This is a genomic window from Chryseobacterium soli, from assembly GCF_000737705.1.
Lineage (GTDB): Bacteria > Bacteroidota > Bacteroidia > Flavobacteriales > Weeksellaceae > Chryseobacterium > Chryseobacterium soli.
The window spans coordinates 256,582-274,545 of record NZ_JPRH01000003.1 but is presented as its reverse complement, the minus strand read 5'-3'; the positions used below and the strand labels follow the sequence as shown (position 1 = coordinate 274,545).

Below are 17,964 nucleotides of genomic sequence, written 5' to 3'. Positions count from 1 at the left end.
TGTCAATATCAATTTTATCTTCTGTTGAATCAATTCATTAAAGGGTATTACGTGTTTTTAATGTTCTGGAAATATTTAATTCTCTTATTTTTTAAATGGAATTACTTTAACTATTTTTGCTAAAAAGATAGAAAAGCAATGTCTGAAAACATTCAACAAAAGATAGAAAAGCTTCGTGAAGAGCTCCATCAGCATAACTACAATTATTATATCCTGGATGAAGCCAGCATTTCAGACTTCGAGTTTGATACGCTGTTGAAAGAGCTGCAGGAACTTGAAGCACAGTATCCTGAATTTCATGACGACAACTCTCCTACGCTGCGTGTAGGAGGTGCTGTTACCAAAAATTTCCCTACCATTCAGCATAAGTTCAGAATGTATTCTCTGGATAATTCTTATGACTTTGAGGATCTTGAAGACTGGGAGAAAAGAATTATCAAAACCATTGATGATCCTGTAGAGTTTGTTGCTGAGCTGAAATATGACGGTGCTTCTATTTCTATCTTGTATGAAAACGGAAAACTGGTACAGGCTGTTACCCGAGGGGACGGTTTTCAGGGGGATGAAATTACGCCTAATGTGCGTACCATTTCAGATATTCCTTTAACTCTAAAAGGAGATTTTCCGTCTCATTTTTTCATGCGTGGTGAGATTTATCTTACCAGAAAAAATTTCGATAAACTTAATAAACTTCGTGAGGAGGAAGGTTTGGATCCGTTCATGAATCCAAGAAATACCGCCAGTGGAAGTTTAAAAATGCAGGACAGCGCGGAGGTAAGAAAACGTTCCCTGTCATCTGTGTTATATCAGTACATTTCAGAGGAGGTTCCGGCAGAAACGCATTGGGAACTCCTTCAGAAAGCTCAGGGGTGGGGTTTTAAGACTTCCCAGCAGGCGAAACTTTGCCGCACACTGGATGAGGTAAAGGAATTCATCAGTTTTTGGGATGTGGAACGTCATAATCTCCCTTTTGAGATTGACGGAATCGTTTTGAAAGTAAATTCTTTACAACAACAGAGACAGCTTGGATATACGGCAAAATCACCGCGTTGGGCCATGGCTTATAAGTTTAAAGCTGAAAAGGTGGAAACTGAGCTGAAAAGTGTTTCTTACCAGGTAGGAAGAACCGGAGCCATCACACCTGTCGCCAATCTGAAACCCGTTCTGCTAGCCGGAACAATTGTAAAAAGAGCTTCCCTGCATAATGAAGATATCATCAAAAAACTGGGTTTACATGAACATGATTTTGTGTTTGTGGAAAAAGGAGGTGAAATTATTCCCAAAATAGTTGATGTCAATAAAGAAAAACGAACTTCTGACAGTAAAGCAATCGAATACATCAAAAACTGCCCGGAATGTGGAACAGAGCTCGTAAAAATCATAGATCAGGCGATCCATTTCTGTCCAAATGAATTGCACTGTCCACCTCAGGTTGTAGGAAGAATGATTCATTATGTTTCAAGAAAGGCTTTAAATATCGATAATCTGGGAAGCGAGACAATTGAACAGCTGTACCGTGAAAAACTGATTGAAAATCCAGCCGATTTTTATACGTTGACCAAAGAACAGATCCTTCCATTGGAAAGAATGGCAGAAAAATCTGCTCAAAATATTATTTCAGGAATTGAAAAATCCAAGGAAATTCCTTTCGAAAAAGTACTGTACGGAATTGGGATCAAACATGTGGGAGAAACGGTTGCGAAGAAACTGGTTAAAAATTTCGCAACGATTGATGAGCTGAAAGAGGCCACTGTAGAAGAACTCTGCCAGGTGGAAGATATCGGAGCTAAAATTGCCTTCAGTATTGTTGAATTCTTTAAAAATTCTGAAAATATTTTAATGATTGAACGTCTGAAATCTTATGGAGTTCAACTGGAAAAAGGAGAAAGCACGAATGAAGTTTTATCCAATGTTCTGGAAGGAAAAACCTTCCTTTTCACCGGAAAACTATCGCTGTTTACCAGAGAATCAGCGGAAGAAATGGTGGAAAAACATGGCGGAAAGAATATTTCTGCGGTTTCTAAAAACCTTAATTTCCTTGTGGTGGGTGAAAAAGCCGGAAGCAAACTGAAAAAAGCACAGGATATCGGAACGATTGAAATCCTTGATGAGCAGCAGTTTCTGGATCTGATAGAAAAGCAGTAAAAAAGTCCGAAATCTGAGATTAATAAATACATGCAGGCTGTGAAAATTTCACAGCCCTTTTTTGTTTGAATATTCAATTATCAATTTTAATATTCAATACAAAATCAAAAATTAATTAAACATATCACAACAATACAAGGCTTAAATCCCAAAATACAAGCTTAAAATTAAATATCTTTAATAATAATTATTTTTTGTACATTTAGCAAAACTAAATATCACTAAACCATGAAAAACATTTACTTTTTTGTGCTATTCTTAGCACATCTTGCATTAAATGCGCAGAATATAACCATTCCTGACGCGCATTTTAAAGCTAAATTACTTTCCGCTAGCCCTACCAACGAGGTTGCCCAAAACCTCAGCGGCGCCTGGACTACCATTGATACCAATAATGATGGGGAAATACAGGTTTCGGAGGCAGCTAACATTAGTGACATCTCTATTTATAATCCCGGTATTTCTACCTATTACATTCAGTCTATTGAAGGAGTGAAATCATTTCCCAATCTAAAATATCTTACGGTATCAGATTGTCCGCTGCTTACTTCCGTAGATGTCAGCGGAATGCCCAAACTGGCTCTGGTAAATTTCGACAATAATGTAACCATGTCTTCTGCCAATTTTACGGGATGTCCCATCCTTGAAAACATCAGTGTGAGAAATGCCAATATTGTTCACCTTGATATTTCCAATCTTCCAAAAATGAATAATTTAAACTGTAGCAGCGGAAAAATACAGACCATTAATTATTCAGGAAGTAGCACTATAAAGTATTTATCTTGTGATTACAATGAGATGACCAGTATCGATGTAAGTTCACTGCCTGATCTTTACAGGTTCAGTATTATCGGAAATTCATTAACAAGCCTAAATGTAAGCAACCGTACCCAGCTTGAAAGACTTTCATGCTCGGCCAATCAGCTTACTTCAATTAATCTTCAAAATACTCCGAAACTTGAATATATTGAGGCAAGTTATAATAACTTATCTGGCCTTGATCTCAGTCAGAGTCCGAAATTAAACTATTTAAGGATTATCAATAACCAAATCACCACTATTAATTTTTCAGCAGTTCCTTTATTGAAAACCTTGATGATCAGTGATAACCTATTGACTTCAGCAGATATATCCAATAATCCACTGCTTGTCTATCCCAATTTTCAGAATAATAATCTGGAGACTTTGTTCTTGAAAAACAATAAAGTTCAAAGTCTCAACTACGCAAACAACCCGAATATTCATTATATATGCTGCGATGATGCTGAAATGAGCCAGATCATAAGCAGTAATACCGGTTATGGTTACAACAATGTAACAGTTAATTCCTATTGTTCATTCACACCCGGCGGGACTTTTTATACGGTTCAGGGAACTACAAAATATGACAGCAATGCCAACGGATGTGATGTTAATGACATCAGTAAGGCATTTCAGAAATTCACTATCGTTGGGTCTGGAACTACAGGAAGTATCATCGCTGACGCTTCAGGATCATATTCAATTCCTGTACAGGCAGGCTCTCATATCATCACACCGATTCTTGAAAACCCAACTTATTTCAATATTTCACCTACAGGATTCACAGCCAATTTCCCAGCACAAGCAAGTCCGATGAACCAAAATTTTTGTCTTATTGCAAATGGTACGCATAATGATCTGGAAATTATAACTATTCCGGTGACACAGGCTGCACCAGGCTTTAATAGCAAATACAAAATTATTTATAAAAACAAAGGAACAACAACACAGTCTGGAACAATTGTACTGAATTTTGATGATAATGTGATGGATTATCTTAATTCAACCACTGCTCCAACTTCACAGGCTACAGGTGCTTTAGATTGGAATTTTATCAGTCTCCTTCCTTTTGAAACGAGAGAAATCACCGTAACCTTTACATTGAATACCCCAACACAGGTTCCCCCTTTGCAGGGAGGCGATATTCTGCAGTATACGACTCAAATCAATGGTGCAGTCGATGAAACACCTGCGGACAATACATTTGTTCTGAATCAAACATTGGTTAATTCTTTTGATCCCAATGATAAAACATGTCTGGAAGGAACAACCATCAGCCAGACTCAGATCGGAGACTATGTTCATTATCTGATCAGGTTTGAAAACACAGGAAGCGCCAATGCTCAAAATATTGTGGTAAAAGATGTAATTGATGCTGCAAAATTTGATGTGGCTACCTTAAGACCGCTGGATGCCAGCCATAATTTTGTAACAAGAGTGACGAACAATAATGTGGTAGAATTTATTTTTGAGAATATCCAGCTGCCATTTGATGATGCCCACAATGATGGATATATTTCTTTCAAAATCAAAACAAAATCTATCTTAACCCCTGGTGACAGTTTCAGCAATACGGCTAATATCTATTTTGATTATAATGCTCCAATCATCACGAATACTTACACCACAACAGTAAGAGGGGTATTGGCTACCTCAGAAACCAAGACAAATAAAGATCAGCTGAGTGTTTATCCCAATCCTGTACAGGAAGTATTGTATATCAAATCAAAAGACGCAGTGACAAGAGCTGAAATATATGATGCAACCGGAAGGATTATAAAGACTTCCGCAGTAAAAGACAATGCTCTATCAGTTTCAGAACTGGCAAAAGGAAACTATATCATCAAATTATTTACGAAAGATGAAGCAACTGCACAGAAATTTATAAAGAAATAATAGTATTTCCCAATAGTAAAAGAGACTGTCCTGTAATATGACAGTCTCTTTTTTATTTTACGAACCAGATAAGTAATATCTCATTTCTCTATTCCCCATTAAACATTTTCAAAAGATGATCTACTGCACCTTCAGCATGTATCAGATTGGTATTATCCAGTGTAGCTGCTGTCATTTCTGAAGCTCGTTTAAGCATATTTTTTTCATACTGTTTAAGGGCTTCTTTGATGGTCCTGAATTTTTGATCTGCTAAACATTCAGCGAGCTCAAAGGCATCCTGCATGGCCATATTTACCCCTTCTCCTGCATACGGAGGCATTACATGGGCAGCATCCCCAAGCAGGGTAAGATCCGATTGTGTTTCCCAAGCCTGATCAAGCGGATAATAGTATTGCGGCCGTGGAATGATTACAACGTTTTCACTTTCAAATAATTCATTCCACCGTTTGTCCCAAGTATGAAATTCATTTTTAAACCATTCAAAAACCTGTTCTTTTTTACTAAAATCAATTCCTGATTCCCGCACCCAGTTTTCATCTACATTACAACCCGTATAAAAAGTGAGCGTTCCGTCTCCTTTTATACTGAGCAATAATGATTTACTTTCATCCAATGCAAATATTTTACCTCCGTTAGCCCATTTAAAAATCTCCAGAGCATTGATTTCTGCATTCGCAATATTACCCTCAACCATCGTTACGCCGGAATAGACAGGTTGTATCCCGGTAAGATAAGAGCGTATTTTTGAACGCGCTCCTTCTGCTCCGATTACGAGATCTGCATAATAAGATTTATTGTTTTTACAATGCAAGAGCCAGCCGTTATCTTTCTTTTCCATGGAAATAAAATGACTGTCCCACACTACAGTGTCCGGCTGCAAAGATTCTAAAAGTATTTTCCGAAGCGGAGATCTGTCAATTTCCGGTCGGTCTTCAGAATGGGAATTCAGCAAAGAATGTTCATCCAAATACACTTTAAAATCTTTATCCAGAATCTTCAGCTTTCCTGCATCGGGACGATAATTGGCGGTAAATCCTTCCATCAGGCCTGCTCTTCTCAGTGCTTCAAGTCCGGATTCCTCATGAAGATCCAATGTCGCTCCCTGAACTCTTACATTTTTATGGGCATCACGTTCATATACTTTCACATCTGCACCTTTCATCTGCAGTAATCTGGCAAGGGTAAGTCCTCCAGGCCCGCCTCCTACGATTGCAATTTTTTTATGTTCTATTACCATAATGTTGAAATTATGGGACAAAATTACTTTTTAGGCAGCACGGAAAATTGTATAAATCGGTCGTTTTTATTTTGATTGAGTTCTTTAGGCAGAAAACCTGAGAGTTTTTTTATTTCTTTAATGAAATGGGACTGGTCGCTGAAGTTCTGTTCCGGAAATAATTTTCCTTCTTTAATGTGTCCGAAAGAGGCTCTGAAACGGAGAATTCCACAATAGGATTTTAAGGAAATCCCAAACTGTTTATTGAAATAACGGTTGATCTGTCTTTCGCTCCAGATGACTTTTTCAGATAATTCTTTTACACTGAGCGCACCTCTTGATGAATAAATCAATTGGAAAAGCTTACGTTTTCTTTCATCCATTTTTTGAATCAGAAACTGTTCCTGAATTTTTTCTGATGCTTTTTGACAAAATTTATCAAAATCATTAAAATCCTCAACAGAAAAACCCCAGAAATCAGAAGGGAGATTCTTCGCTCCATTTACAAGATCTGAAACCGATTCATGGAGGATATATTCTGCAGCCAGTACATTGAAACTCACCGCAAAAATTTTAGTCTTTTCAGCAAGAATAATCTGCTCGGGATGGGTGCCAATTCCTAATAAAACAATATGAAACGGATCTCTATCCGACTGGGAAAAGATTACATCTATCCTGCCGTCGGGGAGCAATACTACTTCTTTATCACCTGAAGGATTATCCAGCATCCAGAAGCTTTCGATGAAATCTGAAAGTAATCTATTGGGTTGCTCGCTCCTGTAAACAAGATCTTCCACAATAATAATTTTAATTGAAAACCAATATCGTATAAGGTTCGTTAGGCAGGTCTTTTTTCGGGGAAACCAATCTGATTCTGGATTTTTGTTTTACATAATCGATATAAGTCTCACCACCGAATATTTTACCGGTACCGGATGGTTTATACCCTACCTTTTTTACGGTTTCCTCATATTGGTCGTATTCCTTTTTATCCTTAAACTCCAGCTGGATCATATTTTGGGAAGGATCATTTTTATATTCGAACTTTCCGATTTTATATTGAAAATCCGGACTGTCGTATTCATTCAGAAGGAATTCATTACTTTCTGTTTTGTCGTAGAAAGTGTAATCCTGCTTTTTAATTTCCTGTTTAAAAGTGGACATATCAACCGTATTGAATTTCTGAAGCTCTTCAATTGTAAAATGCTGCCCAAAACACATCATATACGATGTACTACTTAATAAAACCGTTAAAAATAATCTAAACCTCATCATGAATTATGTTTGTCTTTTTGAATTTTGGTGACTCTGGAAAATCCAAATCACTTTTCATTCAGCCATTCTTCAATATCCTGATTGGCTTTATCTTCCGTAAGATACACTGCATTTTTACAGTCTTCTCCAGCCTGGAAAACCCGGTCATCATAAGAAGTATGAGAAACAGAATCGTGCTGATTCTGAGGCATTTCAACATCTAAAAAGTTATGGATTTCCGCAATAATCCTGGGATCCTGCAATTGAGTAATTCGGTTTAATAAATCAGTTTTTAATTCTGATGTTTTCATCGTGGGTGAATTTATTCTAAATATAGAAAATTGTATTGGAAATCAGCTTAATTTTACCGCTGAAATACTATAAATAATTTTTTACAGCTTCTGCTGTTCCTTTATTGTATTGATATAATCGCTTAACTGATCACTTTTAATCTCAATATCCGCAGGAATTCCTTTTCCCACTTCCTTATATAGGTATTTGGTACGGTCGATTAATGTTCCGGTAGTAAGTACCAGAAAAGCGTTATCCGGCAGCCTGAAATCAGAATTGTCAGACGTTAATCCCGTCGTATTACATCCGACAATTTTAACGTTTTTCTGTCCTCTGAAACTTGCCACTACAAATTCTCCGGAACTTGCTGTTACTTTGTTCGTTAAAATATAGATTGGTTTGTTTTTATTTTTGATCACAATATCCGGAACCGGGATCGCATCTATTTTCCGTTTTCCGAAATAGATTCCATCTTTTTTGCTGTTAAAAAAGCTTATATCTCCTGCACTATCGCTGGAGCCAGAGGTATTATCACGATCTAAAAAAGGCCGGATTGCTTTTAACATGGGCGAAAACATTCCTCCTTCATTATTTCTAAGATCGATAATCCATAATTTGGGATTACTTTGATCCAGTTTTTTTACTTTATCATAAAATGTCTGTACATATTCATTCCAGTCATCCTGGTTAAGATTTCCGATGGCAGGTACTGTTATATATGCCATTGTATGATCAATCAGGCTGTCTTTTGGATACGGAAACGGAGCTCCTACCTCTTTAAATCTTTTCAAATAATCCACAATAACTTCAGGCTCGTACAGTTTGGAATGATGATCTCCTAAGTTCCCAAGAATATCCCTGATGATGGGATACGTTTCCCTTACCGTCTTTTTTTCGCCGGCCTGCTTCAGATATTTTTTTCGTATTGTCGTCCAGTCGATTGTTTTTTTATTCACGGAATTTTGCTCCATCAGCTGAATGGCTTTTTCAACATAGGAAACAGGGGTTTCCTGAGAGAGAAGTCTGCCTGTAAAAAGAAATAAACTGAATACTACGGTTATTAGAATTCTTTTCATAAAATCATTGTTTTTAAAGAATCTAAAAGTAGCTATAATATATGAAAGTTAAATTTATTAATTTAAAACCATTGAAAAGTGCTTGTTTTTGATTATTTACAGTCAGACAACAAGTATTAATGTACTCTGAAAGCTTCAGAAATACCCAACATTATTATATTTGAGATTTTACTTGAATAAAAATGCACTGCTTTCATAGATTCTTAGGGACATATTGATAAAGCCCAAAGATAATTTTTTGTTTTTAAACCGATGATACAGGCAGTATGAAATAAAAAGTACTTCCTTGATTTAAGGAACTCTCAACTCCAATTTCTCCGTGCTGCTTTTCAATAAAGTTTTTTGAAATCGCCAGCCCAAGCCCGGTTCCGTTCTGGTGCTCCCCGGGAACCTGAAAATAGCGGTCGAAGATCTGACGGTGGTATTTTTCATCAATTCCGCTTCCTGTGTCTGAAATACTGAATTTCACAAATGAATCCTTTTTTTCAACCACAATCCTGATTTTTTCATCCTGAAAAGAATGTTTGACAGCATTACTCAGGAAATTATTCATCACCCAGACTGTTTTGTCAAAATCAGCTGCAATAAGATCATTATCCTCCAATTGATAGTCTGCCTGGATAGAAATATTTTTCTGTTCCGCTAATTTTTCTACATTTTTTATCGCAGTCTGTACGATGTTTTTGGGCGAGCAGCTTTCAATATTCAGACGGATATTTCCTGTTTCAACCTGTGAAAGATTTAGCAGTTCTCCTGTAATATCCAACAACCGCTGTCCATCTTCATTAATACTTTTCAGCAATTCTTGCTGCTGGTCGTTCAGTGCTCCGAATTTTTGATTTCCTAATAACTGGACACCCATTTTTATAGCAGAAATCGGAGTTTTCAGTTCATGGGAAATGGTGGCAATAAAATTAGTTTTTGCAAAATCCAGTTCTTTAAAAGGCGTGATATTTCGTAAAAGGATTACTTTTCCAATATATTTTTTTTCCTTCTCACCCGTTTTTGTAATGTTGATCGGAACAATTTCCTGTTCAAAATAATTCTCTTTGTTATCGCTCACAATTTTAATCGGTTCTTTTACCGGATGATCAATGTTTTTGAGAAGTTCTCTTATTAAATCATTATTAACAGCCACTTCATGAGCAGTTTTCCCAATGATTTCTTCCTTCCGTAGATTGGTGATCTTCAAGGCTTCATCATTGATCATGTAGATAAAATGATTTTCATCAAGGCCAATTACAGCATCATGCATATTGTTAACCAATGTTTCGATCCTTTTTTTATCCATCAACTGGGTAGAAAGGGTGCTGCTTTCGTATTCCTGGAGTTTTTCTGCCATCACATTGAAAGAAGAAGCAAGATCGTTGAATTCCTCACTGCCTTTGAAATGAACCCTTTGATTATAATTCTTATCTGCAATCTGTTTAATACTGAATGTCAACTGGTTGATTGGTTCAGCAATCGTCTGTGGCAAATTAAACAGCAAAATAAAAGCAATTAAAAAACAGACCGTTCCTAAGCTTACAATCCAAAAAGTGGCATTCTCCGCAGTAATGATCGCAATATCACTTTTTCGTTCAATCCCTTTCATATTCAGAGACATGATCCTTACGAGATCTTCGCGGATCAGTTTTTCTTTTTCATGTGTAGGCTCCTGGATATAGCTGTTAAAATGCAGGTCTAAATTCTGGGTAACTTCTTTTTCACCAAATTCGGTGAGATTTTTTTCCTGCAGCGCATTATTTTTTCTAAAATCTGCTATCGCAACCGTACTGTCTGTTCCTATTTTATCTAAGGCAAGCAGCATATTTTTAGAAAACTCCAAACTGTTGTAGTTAGCGGTAAGAATCTTCTCCGTATCTGATTTCAGTTTATTGATATAGACAGAGCCGATTACTGAAAGCAGCACAATCAGGAAAAATAAGAGGCCTACGCCTAAGGTGAGTTTTGTTTTAAGTTTCATCACTTTTAAGATAAAATAATAATATCAATCTGTCTTTCGTTCAACCGGTTCATTAAGGTATAAATCCAGCTGTACCCGGAGATGCGCTGCCAGAACTTAGAATGGGGTTTTCCAATACAGACCGTTGTTATATTATGTTCAACCACATAGTCCAGAATTCCTTTGTGGACGCTGTTTTCTTTGATCCGCACAACCTTCGCCCCCAATTCCTGTGCTAAATTAAAATTATTAATCAAATACCGCTGTTTATCAAGGGCTATTTTTTCAGGATTCTCCGAAGACCTCTGAATGTACAGCACCGTCCACGGACTGTTATAATAGCTTGCCAGACGGGCGGTTTTACGGATGATATTTTTTGCTATTTTCTCATTGCTGCTGATGCAGGCCAGAAATTTTACAGGCTTAAAATTTTCGGTTTTAATCTCTGTCTCTACCTTTTTTTCAACATGAGTTGCCACTTCTTTTAAAGCCAGCTCACGGAGCTGCAGAATATGTCCGCTCTGGAAAAAATTTGCCAATGCGGTCTGGATTTTCTCTTTTTTATAAATTTTCCCCTCTTTAAGCCTGGTGAGAAGCTCATCGGCTGTTAAATCTATATTCACCACCTCATCAGCAAGAGCCAGGATTTTATCCGGTACTCGTTCTGTAACTTCAATCCCGGTGATTTTTTTCACTTCTTCATTCAGACTTTCAATATGCTGAATATTCATCGCACTGATGACATTGATCCCATTATCCAGAATCTCCAGCACATCCTGCCATCTTTTTTTATTTTTTGAACCTTCCACATTCGTGTGGGCAAGCTCGTCTACCAAAACAACTTCCGGATGCTCATTGATAATACTCTGAACATCCATTTCTTCAAGGTTTTTCCCTTTATAAAAAACGGATCTTCTGGCAATCTCAGGAATTCCGTCCACCAATGCCACTGTTTCTTCCCTTCCGTGGGTTTCGATATAACCGATCTTTACATCAATGCCGTTTCGCAGCAAAGCATGAGCTTCCTGAAGCATACGGAACGTTTTTCCGACACCGGCACTCATCCCGATATAGATTTTAAATTTTCCTTTCCGGGATTTCTGGATCAGTTCTAAAAAATGCTTTGCTGATGACATTGGTTTTATTCTTTTTAATTGTATTTTACCCTGAAACATTTCAGATTTTTAAAACTTTGGAGGTTAGGTTTATTTTTTTTAAAACCACAAAAGTCACAAAAGAGGTCTGTAAAATTTAAAACCACTTTAGTTTATTTAAGTTTAAATGTTTGAAAACAAAGGTACACGTAAGCAAAAACTTTGTGATCTTGTGGTTTACATTGCTGCAACCACAGATTTCTCGGATTTACACAGATGATTATGTTATATTCGCTTACATCTTATTTAGCCTGCTGTTATAATGAATAAAGAATCTTTTATTTTTTTTTAAACTTATTTGATCTTTAATGAACTTCTATTCACAGATCTATTCAACTTATGTGCTAAAAACTTTGTGCCTTTTGTGGTTTATAATATACTTTTTACATGATATTCTAAAACCACGCAGCAAGGCTGGTCGTGATAAAAAAGTTTCCCTGCTTCATCTGATCATTTTTCACGAAAATGGCATCCTTAGAAGTAAATCCTCTCGCCTCTGTACGGAATACCACATTTTTCATTACGGCATAATCAACATTGAAAGAATATCCAAAAGTCTGAAACCCATTCGGTGTTTTTGTACTGATGATCACTCCGTTTTTATCATCGTAATATTCCAGTCTTCCTGCTAGAGCCCATCGGCTGTCTAATTGATATTTCATCAAAACATTCGGGCTGTACCAGATATTATACTGGTCGCTGCCTTTTAATTTCTGTTCTGCTCCGATATCCAAACCTACAATGGTGGAAAATCGATCCGTCAGTTGAAAAGTCCCATATAAATCATGGAAATACCGCATTCTTTTTTCTTCTTTTGTTTTGTCATTCCCTATAAAAGAACTGCTGTTCAGGGTAATCTTATCATTCGGTTTATAGGTTAGCTGGTGTCCGAAAGACATACTTTGATTCCCTTCTGTTTTGGCAATCCGCTGCCATCCGTTTAGGAGGAGTGCACTCAGAAACCATTTTCCATTATCTGAAGTGTAGGAAATCTTTGCTCCCGTTTCAAAATACGGGGAATTTTCGGCCGCCAAACTTCTGGTAAGGTTGTAATTATCTTTTCCGATAGCACTTTCCCAACCGATATGGGAAGGCATTATCCCTGCATCGATCCATAGATTTTTAGTTTTGGAGATCTTAATTCCTATATTCGCCTCATTTACATATTGTAATCCATTTTGTTCTGCAGCCATATTATCCTGGGCATACGCACCGGCCATCAGCGCAAAATTCGCCCGGAGGTTTTCATCTTGGTAGGCTGCTTTTACCAAGCCAAGGTTTAGATTCACTTCATTATGTCTGTTATAAGAGTATAAAAAATTTTGACGGAGATGATTACCCGGCTCATCAAAATCATAGGTGTAAAAAAGCTCTGCATACGCAGAAAAAGTAAATTTATGATTTGTTTTTAATGAATCTGAAGACTGAGCTTTTGGAAGAAAAATCCCCAACATGATCCCAACAATGATGTATTTTTTCATAATAAATTTCGGTTATTTTAACTGGTCCAGCGCTATGTTCAATTGCAGTACATTCACTTTGGCAGGACCAAAAAGTTCTATAAGAGGTTTTGAAGTATGGGATGCAATAAGCTGTTCTACTTTTTCTTCTGAAAGGCTTCTCTCTTTCGCAATTCTTTTTGCCTGGTACAAAGCGCCTGCCTCAGAAATATCCGGATCTAATCCGCTTCCGCTTGCGGTAACCAATTCTACGGGAACTTCAGTACCGCTCATTTCCGGATGCTGCATTTTTAAGGTATCTATTCTCTTTTGTACGAGGTCCAGGTATTCTTTATTGCTGGGTCCTTTGTTGCTTCCTCCGCTTCCTGCGGCATTATAATCCACGTTAGATGGTCTGCCGTGGAAATATTTTGGAGATTTAAAATCCTGGCCGATATTGGCATAAAATTTTTGCCCGTTATGGGTAATGATTTCAGCATTTCCCTGGGTTGGTAATACTTTTGATCCGGCATACACAACGAACAGATAAACACCTACAACAGCCAGCATAACAAGGGTCAGCCTGAATGCTGATACAATATAATTTTTCATTTTTTTAATTTTAAAAGAATAAACTGATGAATAAATCGATGAGTTTTATTCCAATGAAAGGAACAATAACTCCTCCTAAACCATAGATCAACAGGTTTCTTCTCAACAGTGCACTTGCACCAATCGGTTTGTAAGCAACCCCTTTTAGCGCCAGCGGAATCAGGAAAGGAATAATAATCGCATTAAAAATAATAGCTGATAAAATGGCCGATTCCGGACTATGGAGATTCATGATATTCAGTTTCTGAAGCGCGGGAACAAACGTGATGAACAGTGCGGGAATAATGGCAAAATATTTGGCAACGTCATTCGCAATACTGAATGTAGTAAGCGTTCCTCGGGTCATCAGCAATTGTTTTCCAATCTCAACGATTTCAATAAGCTTCGTAGGATCATTATCCAGATCCACCATGTTTCCTGCTTCTTTAGCAGCCTGTGTTCCGCTGTTCATCGCTACCCCTACATCGGCCTGTGCAAGAGCCGGAGCATCATTCGTACCATCACCCATCATCGCCACAAGTTTTCCTTCCTGCTGCTCTTTCTTGATGTAATTCATTTTATCTTCGGGTTTGGCTTCCGCAATAAAATCATCTACTCCTGCTTTTTCAGCGATAAATTTGGCGGTTAGAGGGTTGTCACCTGTTACCATTACGGTTTTAACACCCATTTTTCTCAACCTTTGGAAACGCTCCTGAATTCCGGTTTTTATAATATCCTGAAGTTCAATAACGCCCCATACTTTTTCATTCACAGAAACCACTAACGGGGTTCCTCCATTTTGGGATATCTGGGTCACAGCCTCCTGAGTTTCCTGCGGGAAAGTATTTCCGGCTTTCTCAGTTAATTTTTTAATGGTGTCATAAGCTCCTTTTCTTATCCTTGTGTCTTCAAAATCGATTCCTGAGGTTCTGGTTTCAGCTGAAAAATCAATGTATGCAGGATTGGGAACAAGCAGATCTTCTGATTTAAGCTGGCTGAGTTCTATAATGGATTTTCCTTCCGGAGTTTCATCGGCTACTGAACTTAGGGCAGAAGCTCTAATGAAATCATCCATTTTGATATTTTCCGAAGGGTGAAACTGTGTTGCTTTACGGTTTCCGATGGTAATTGTTCCGGTTTTATCCAAAAGCAATACATCAATATCTCCGGCAGTTTCAACGGCTTTCCCGCTTTTGGTGATGACATTGGCTCTCAATGCTCTGTCCATTCCCGCAATTCCGATTGCAGACAGCAAACCTCCAATCGTTGTCGGGATCAAACAAACGAAAAGTGATATAAACGACGCAATAGTGATGGGGGTCTGCGCATAATCTGCAAAAGGTTTTAAGGTAACAGTAACGATCACAAACGTAAGGGTAAATCCTGCCAACAGGATCGTTAAAGCAATCTCATTCGGTGTTTTCTGTCTTGAAGCTCCTTCTACAAGGGCGATCATTTTATCCAGAAAAGATTCTCCGGGTTTTGTGGTTACTTTTACTTTTATTCTGTCGGAAAGCACTTTGGTACCGCCGGTTACAGAACTTTTATCCCCACCAGACTCTCTGATGACAGGAGCACTTTCTCCGGTAATGGCAGACTCATCAATGGTTGCCAGTCCTTCGATGATTTCTCCGTCCATCGGGATCTGATCTCCGGTTTCACAAAGGAAGATATCACCCAGTTTCATTTCGGCAGACATCTTTAATGTGGTTTCTACCTGAAATCCGGGTTTATTATCCACCACTAATTTGGCAGGAGTTTCTTCACGGGTTTTTCTCAGGGTATCTGCCTGCGCTTTTCCTCTTGCTTCTGCAATAGCTTCTGCAAAATTGGCAAACAAAACGGTGAAAAATAAAATGATAAATACTAAAAAGTTATAGGCAAAGCTTCCCTGCGACGTATCGCCGGACAGACTGAAAAGACTTACTATTAACATCACCACAGTTCCTACTTCTACCAGAAACATGACGGGATTTTTAAACATAATTTTCGGATTCAGCTTTACAAAAGACTGTTTGACAGCTTCGTTGACCAAATCTCTTTGAAATAATGTCTGTGACTGATTTTTCATTTTTTGAATGAGTTTAATTTTTAATTTTTTAAACGTAAAAAGGGATCGTGAATAGCACTTTTCTTTTTAATGGTTTAAGCAATTTTTATGAGTTATTTAGAAAAATATTGAAGCTGTTCTGCAATCGGACCTAATGTAAGCGCCGGGAAGAAAGAGAGGGCAGCAATAAGGAGAATAACGGCCAGCGTCATAAATCCAAAAGTTGCCGTATCCGTTTTCAGCGTTCCTGAACTCTCCGGAATATATTTTTTCTGGGCCAGTAAACCTGCAATAGCAACAGGACCGATAATCGGGATGAATCTTGACAATAAAAGAACAATTCCTGTAGAGATATTCCACCACGGGGTATTGTCACCCAATCCTTCGAAACCGGAACCGTTGTTGGCTGAAGAAGATGTAAATTCATACAGCATTTCACTGAATCCGTGGAATCCCGGGTTGTTTAGGGTTTTAGCTCCCAATTCAGGCATATAAGCGGTTAAAGCTGTTCCTACCAGAATTAAAAAAGGATGGAATAAAGCAACAATCATGGCTATTTTCATCTCTTTGGCTTCGATCTTTTTGCCTAAAAACTCCGGTGTCCTTCCTACCATCAATCCGCTAATAAAAACTGCCAGAATGATGAAGATGAAGTAATTCAGGATTCCCACTCCGCAGCCGCCGTAAAAGCAGTTGATCATCATCGCAAGAAGCTGGTTCATCCCAGAAAGAGGCATTGTGCTATCATGCATCGCGTTGACTGATCCTGTAGAGATGACAGTGGTGGCAATACTCCAATATCCTGAAGCAGCACTTCCAAACCGGATTTCTTTACCTTCCATGGCACCCAGATGGCTGTCTGCTCCCATCTGTGTAATCAAAGGGTTTCCATTGGATTCATTTATGATATTGGGAACTGCAAGGGCAAGGAAACCAATCGTCATAACGACAAATATGGTCCAGGAAAGTTTTCTTTTTTTCAGGTAAAATCCTAACGCAAAAACCATCGCAAACGGAATGATCATTTGGGTGACCATCTCGGTCATATTGGTCATATAGTTTGGATTTTCAAGCGGATGGGCAGAGTTGGCTCCAAAAAATCCACCACCGTTGGTTCCTAAATGTTTGATTGCTACGAATGCGGCAACAGGACCTCTGGAAACATCAGATTTATGGCCTTCCAGTGTCGTGATGTGATCTTTTCCTTCAAAAGTCATGGGAGTACCATTCGCAGAAAGGATAAAAGCCACCACAATACTGATCGGAACCAGGATTCTGATCATAGATTTAGTGAAAAAGTCATAAAAATTCCCCAGTTCGGTGGTTGTTTTATCTTTAAATGCTTTGAAAAGCACAGCCATAGCAGCCATTCCCGTTGCTGCGGTTACAAACTGCAGAAACATTAAGTAGAGCTGGCTTAAATAACTTACTCCTGTCTCACCGGAATAGTGCTGCAAATTACAGTTGACTAAAAATGATATGGCGGTATTAAAAGCAAGGTCAGGTGACATATCAAGGTTTCCATCAGGATTTAAAGGAAGCCAGGACTGATTTAACAGGATAAAAAATCCGATAACAAACCAGACCAGATTGATCGTCAGCATCGCAGACATATTCTGCTTCCAGGTCATCTGACGGTTGGGATTGATTCCTGAAATTTTGTAAATAATATTTTCAACAGGCTGAAAAACCGAATCTAAGAAGGTCTTTTTATACCCGTACACATTAGCGATATATTTACCTAAAAATAAACCAATTACTAATGTGATGACGAACATCGCTATGATGCCTAAAATTTCTGTATTCATGAGGGTTTAAAATTTTTCAGGTTTTATTAAAACATAACAGATATACACAAAGGCAAGGATGGAAAGGAAAAATAAACTCCACATAATTTATATTGTATCAAAAAATTCAACAGATTTATATAAAAGCCAAAACATCACTGCTACAAGCAGGATTAAACATATAAGCATCATATCTTTATAATTAAGGTTAATAGAGTGAACAGGACATACGATACGATCAGCAGGCTGAATCCTGCATGCTTCCGTTTTTTGAATGCATTTCTTGAAGTTGTCATTTTAAAATATTTTATTTAAACTC

14 protein-coding genes are annotated in these 17,964 nt (G+C 37.8%); 2 read left to right on the top strand and 12 right to left on the bottom strand.

All coding sequences use genetic code 11. The features are described 5' to 3' along the window. The first annotated feature begins 138 nt into the window (after positions 1-138). Positions 139-2,145 carry an NAD-dependent DNA ligase LigA gene (gene ligA, locus IW15_RS08655; RefSeq protein WP_034710625.1) on the top strand — a complete coding sequence of 669 codons (2,007 nt, stop codon included), beginning with the start codon at positions 139-141 and terminating at the stop codon, positions 2,143-2,145. Positions 2,146-2,373: 228 nt separating this feature from the next. After that, positions 2,374-4,842, top strand: a complete 2,469-nt coding sequence (locus IW15_RS08650; protein WP_034710623.1) for a DUF7619 domain-containing protein — start codon at positions 2,374-2,376, stop codon at positions 4,840-4,842. A gap of 88 nt (positions 4,843-4,930) precedes the next feature. Here IW15_RS08650 and IW15_RS08645 read toward each other — a convergent pair whose 3' ends face one another. The 12 genes from IW15_RS08645 to IW15_RS23205 form a co-directional block, all read right to left on the bottom strand. Further along, positions 4,931-6,079, bottom strand: coding sequence for an FAD-dependent oxidoreductase (locus IW15_RS08645; protein WP_034710622.1), 1,149 nt, complete (start codon positions 6,077-6,079; stop codon positions 4,931-4,933). A 23-nt stretch (positions 6,080-6,102) separates the two neighbouring features. Next, on the bottom strand, positions 6,103-6,855 hold the full coding sequence (locus IW15_RS08640) for a DUF6597 domain-containing transcriptional factor (RefSeq protein WP_228384330.1): 753 nt from the start codon (positions 6,853-6,855) through the stop codon (positions 6,103-6,105). Between the two features lie 10 nt (positions 6,856-6,865). Beyond that, positions 6,866-7,333, bottom strand: a complete 468-nt coding sequence (locus IW15_RS08635) for a hypothetical protein (protein WP_131368528.1) — start codon at positions 7,331-7,333, stop codon at positions 6,866-6,868. 47 nt (positions 7,334-7,380) lie between these two features. Then, positions 7,381-7,623 carry a hypothetical protein gene (locus IW15_RS08630; RefSeq protein ID WP_034710617.1) on the bottom strand — a complete coding sequence of 81 codons (243 nt, stop codon included), beginning with the start codon at positions 7,621-7,623 and terminating at the stop codon, positions 7,381-7,383. 81 nt (positions 7,624-7,704) lie between these two features. Continuing rightward, entirely contained in the window at positions 7,705-8,679 is a 975-nt protein-coding gene (locus IW15_RS08625) for a S41 family peptidase (protein ID WP_034710615.1), read from the bottom strand. A gap of 244 nt (positions 8,680-8,923) precedes the next feature. Next, the gene (locus tag IW15_RS08620) at positions 8,924-10,645 is read right to left on the bottom strand and encodes an ATP-binding protein (protein ID WP_034710613.1); all 1,722 of its coding nucleotides are present in this window, start codon (positions 10,643-10,645) and stop codon (positions 8,924-8,926) included. A gap of 5 nt (positions 10,646-10,650) precedes the next feature. Beyond that, complete coding sequence (locus IW15_RS08615) at positions 10,651-11,760, bottom strand: histidine kinase (protein WP_034711067.1); 1,110 nt, start codon at positions 11,758-11,760, stop codon at positions 10,651-10,653. A gap of 413 nt (positions 11,761-12,173) precedes the next feature. Next, positions 12,174-13,259 carry a porin gene (locus tag IW15_RS08610; protein WP_034710612.1) on the bottom strand — a complete coding sequence of 362 codons (1,086 nt, stop codon included), beginning with the start codon at positions 13,257-13,259 and terminating at the stop codon, positions 12,174-12,176. Between the two features lie 12 nt (positions 13,260-13,271). Continuing rightward, the gene (gene kdpC, locus IW15_RS08605; RefSeq protein ID WP_034710611.1) at positions 13,272-13,829 is read right to left on the bottom strand and encodes a potassium-transporting ATPase subunit KdpC; all 558 of its coding nucleotides are present in this window, start codon (positions 13,827-13,829) and stop codon (positions 13,272-13,274) included. A 10-nt stretch (positions 13,830-13,839) separates the two neighbouring features. Next, complete coding sequence (kdpB, locus tag IW15_RS08600) at positions 13,840-15,879, bottom strand: potassium-transporting ATPase subunit KdpB (RefSeq protein ID WP_034710610.1); 2,040 nt, start codon at positions 15,877-15,879, stop codon at positions 13,840-13,842. Positions 15,880-15,971: 92 nt separating this feature from the next. After that, positions 15,972-17,666 carry a potassium-transporting ATPase subunit KdpA gene (kdpA, locus tag IW15_RS08595; protein WP_034710609.1) on the bottom strand — a complete coding sequence of 565 codons (1,695 nt, stop codon included), beginning with the start codon at positions 17,664-17,666 and terminating at the stop codon, positions 15,972-15,974. A 6-nt stretch (positions 17,667-17,672) separates the two neighbouring features. Then, entirely contained in the window at positions 17,673-17,750 is a 78-nt protein-coding gene (locus tag IW15_RS23205) for a potassium-transporting ATPase subunit F (protein WP_077415921.1), read from the bottom strand. Between the last annotated feature and the right edge of the window lie 214 nt (positions 17,751-17,964).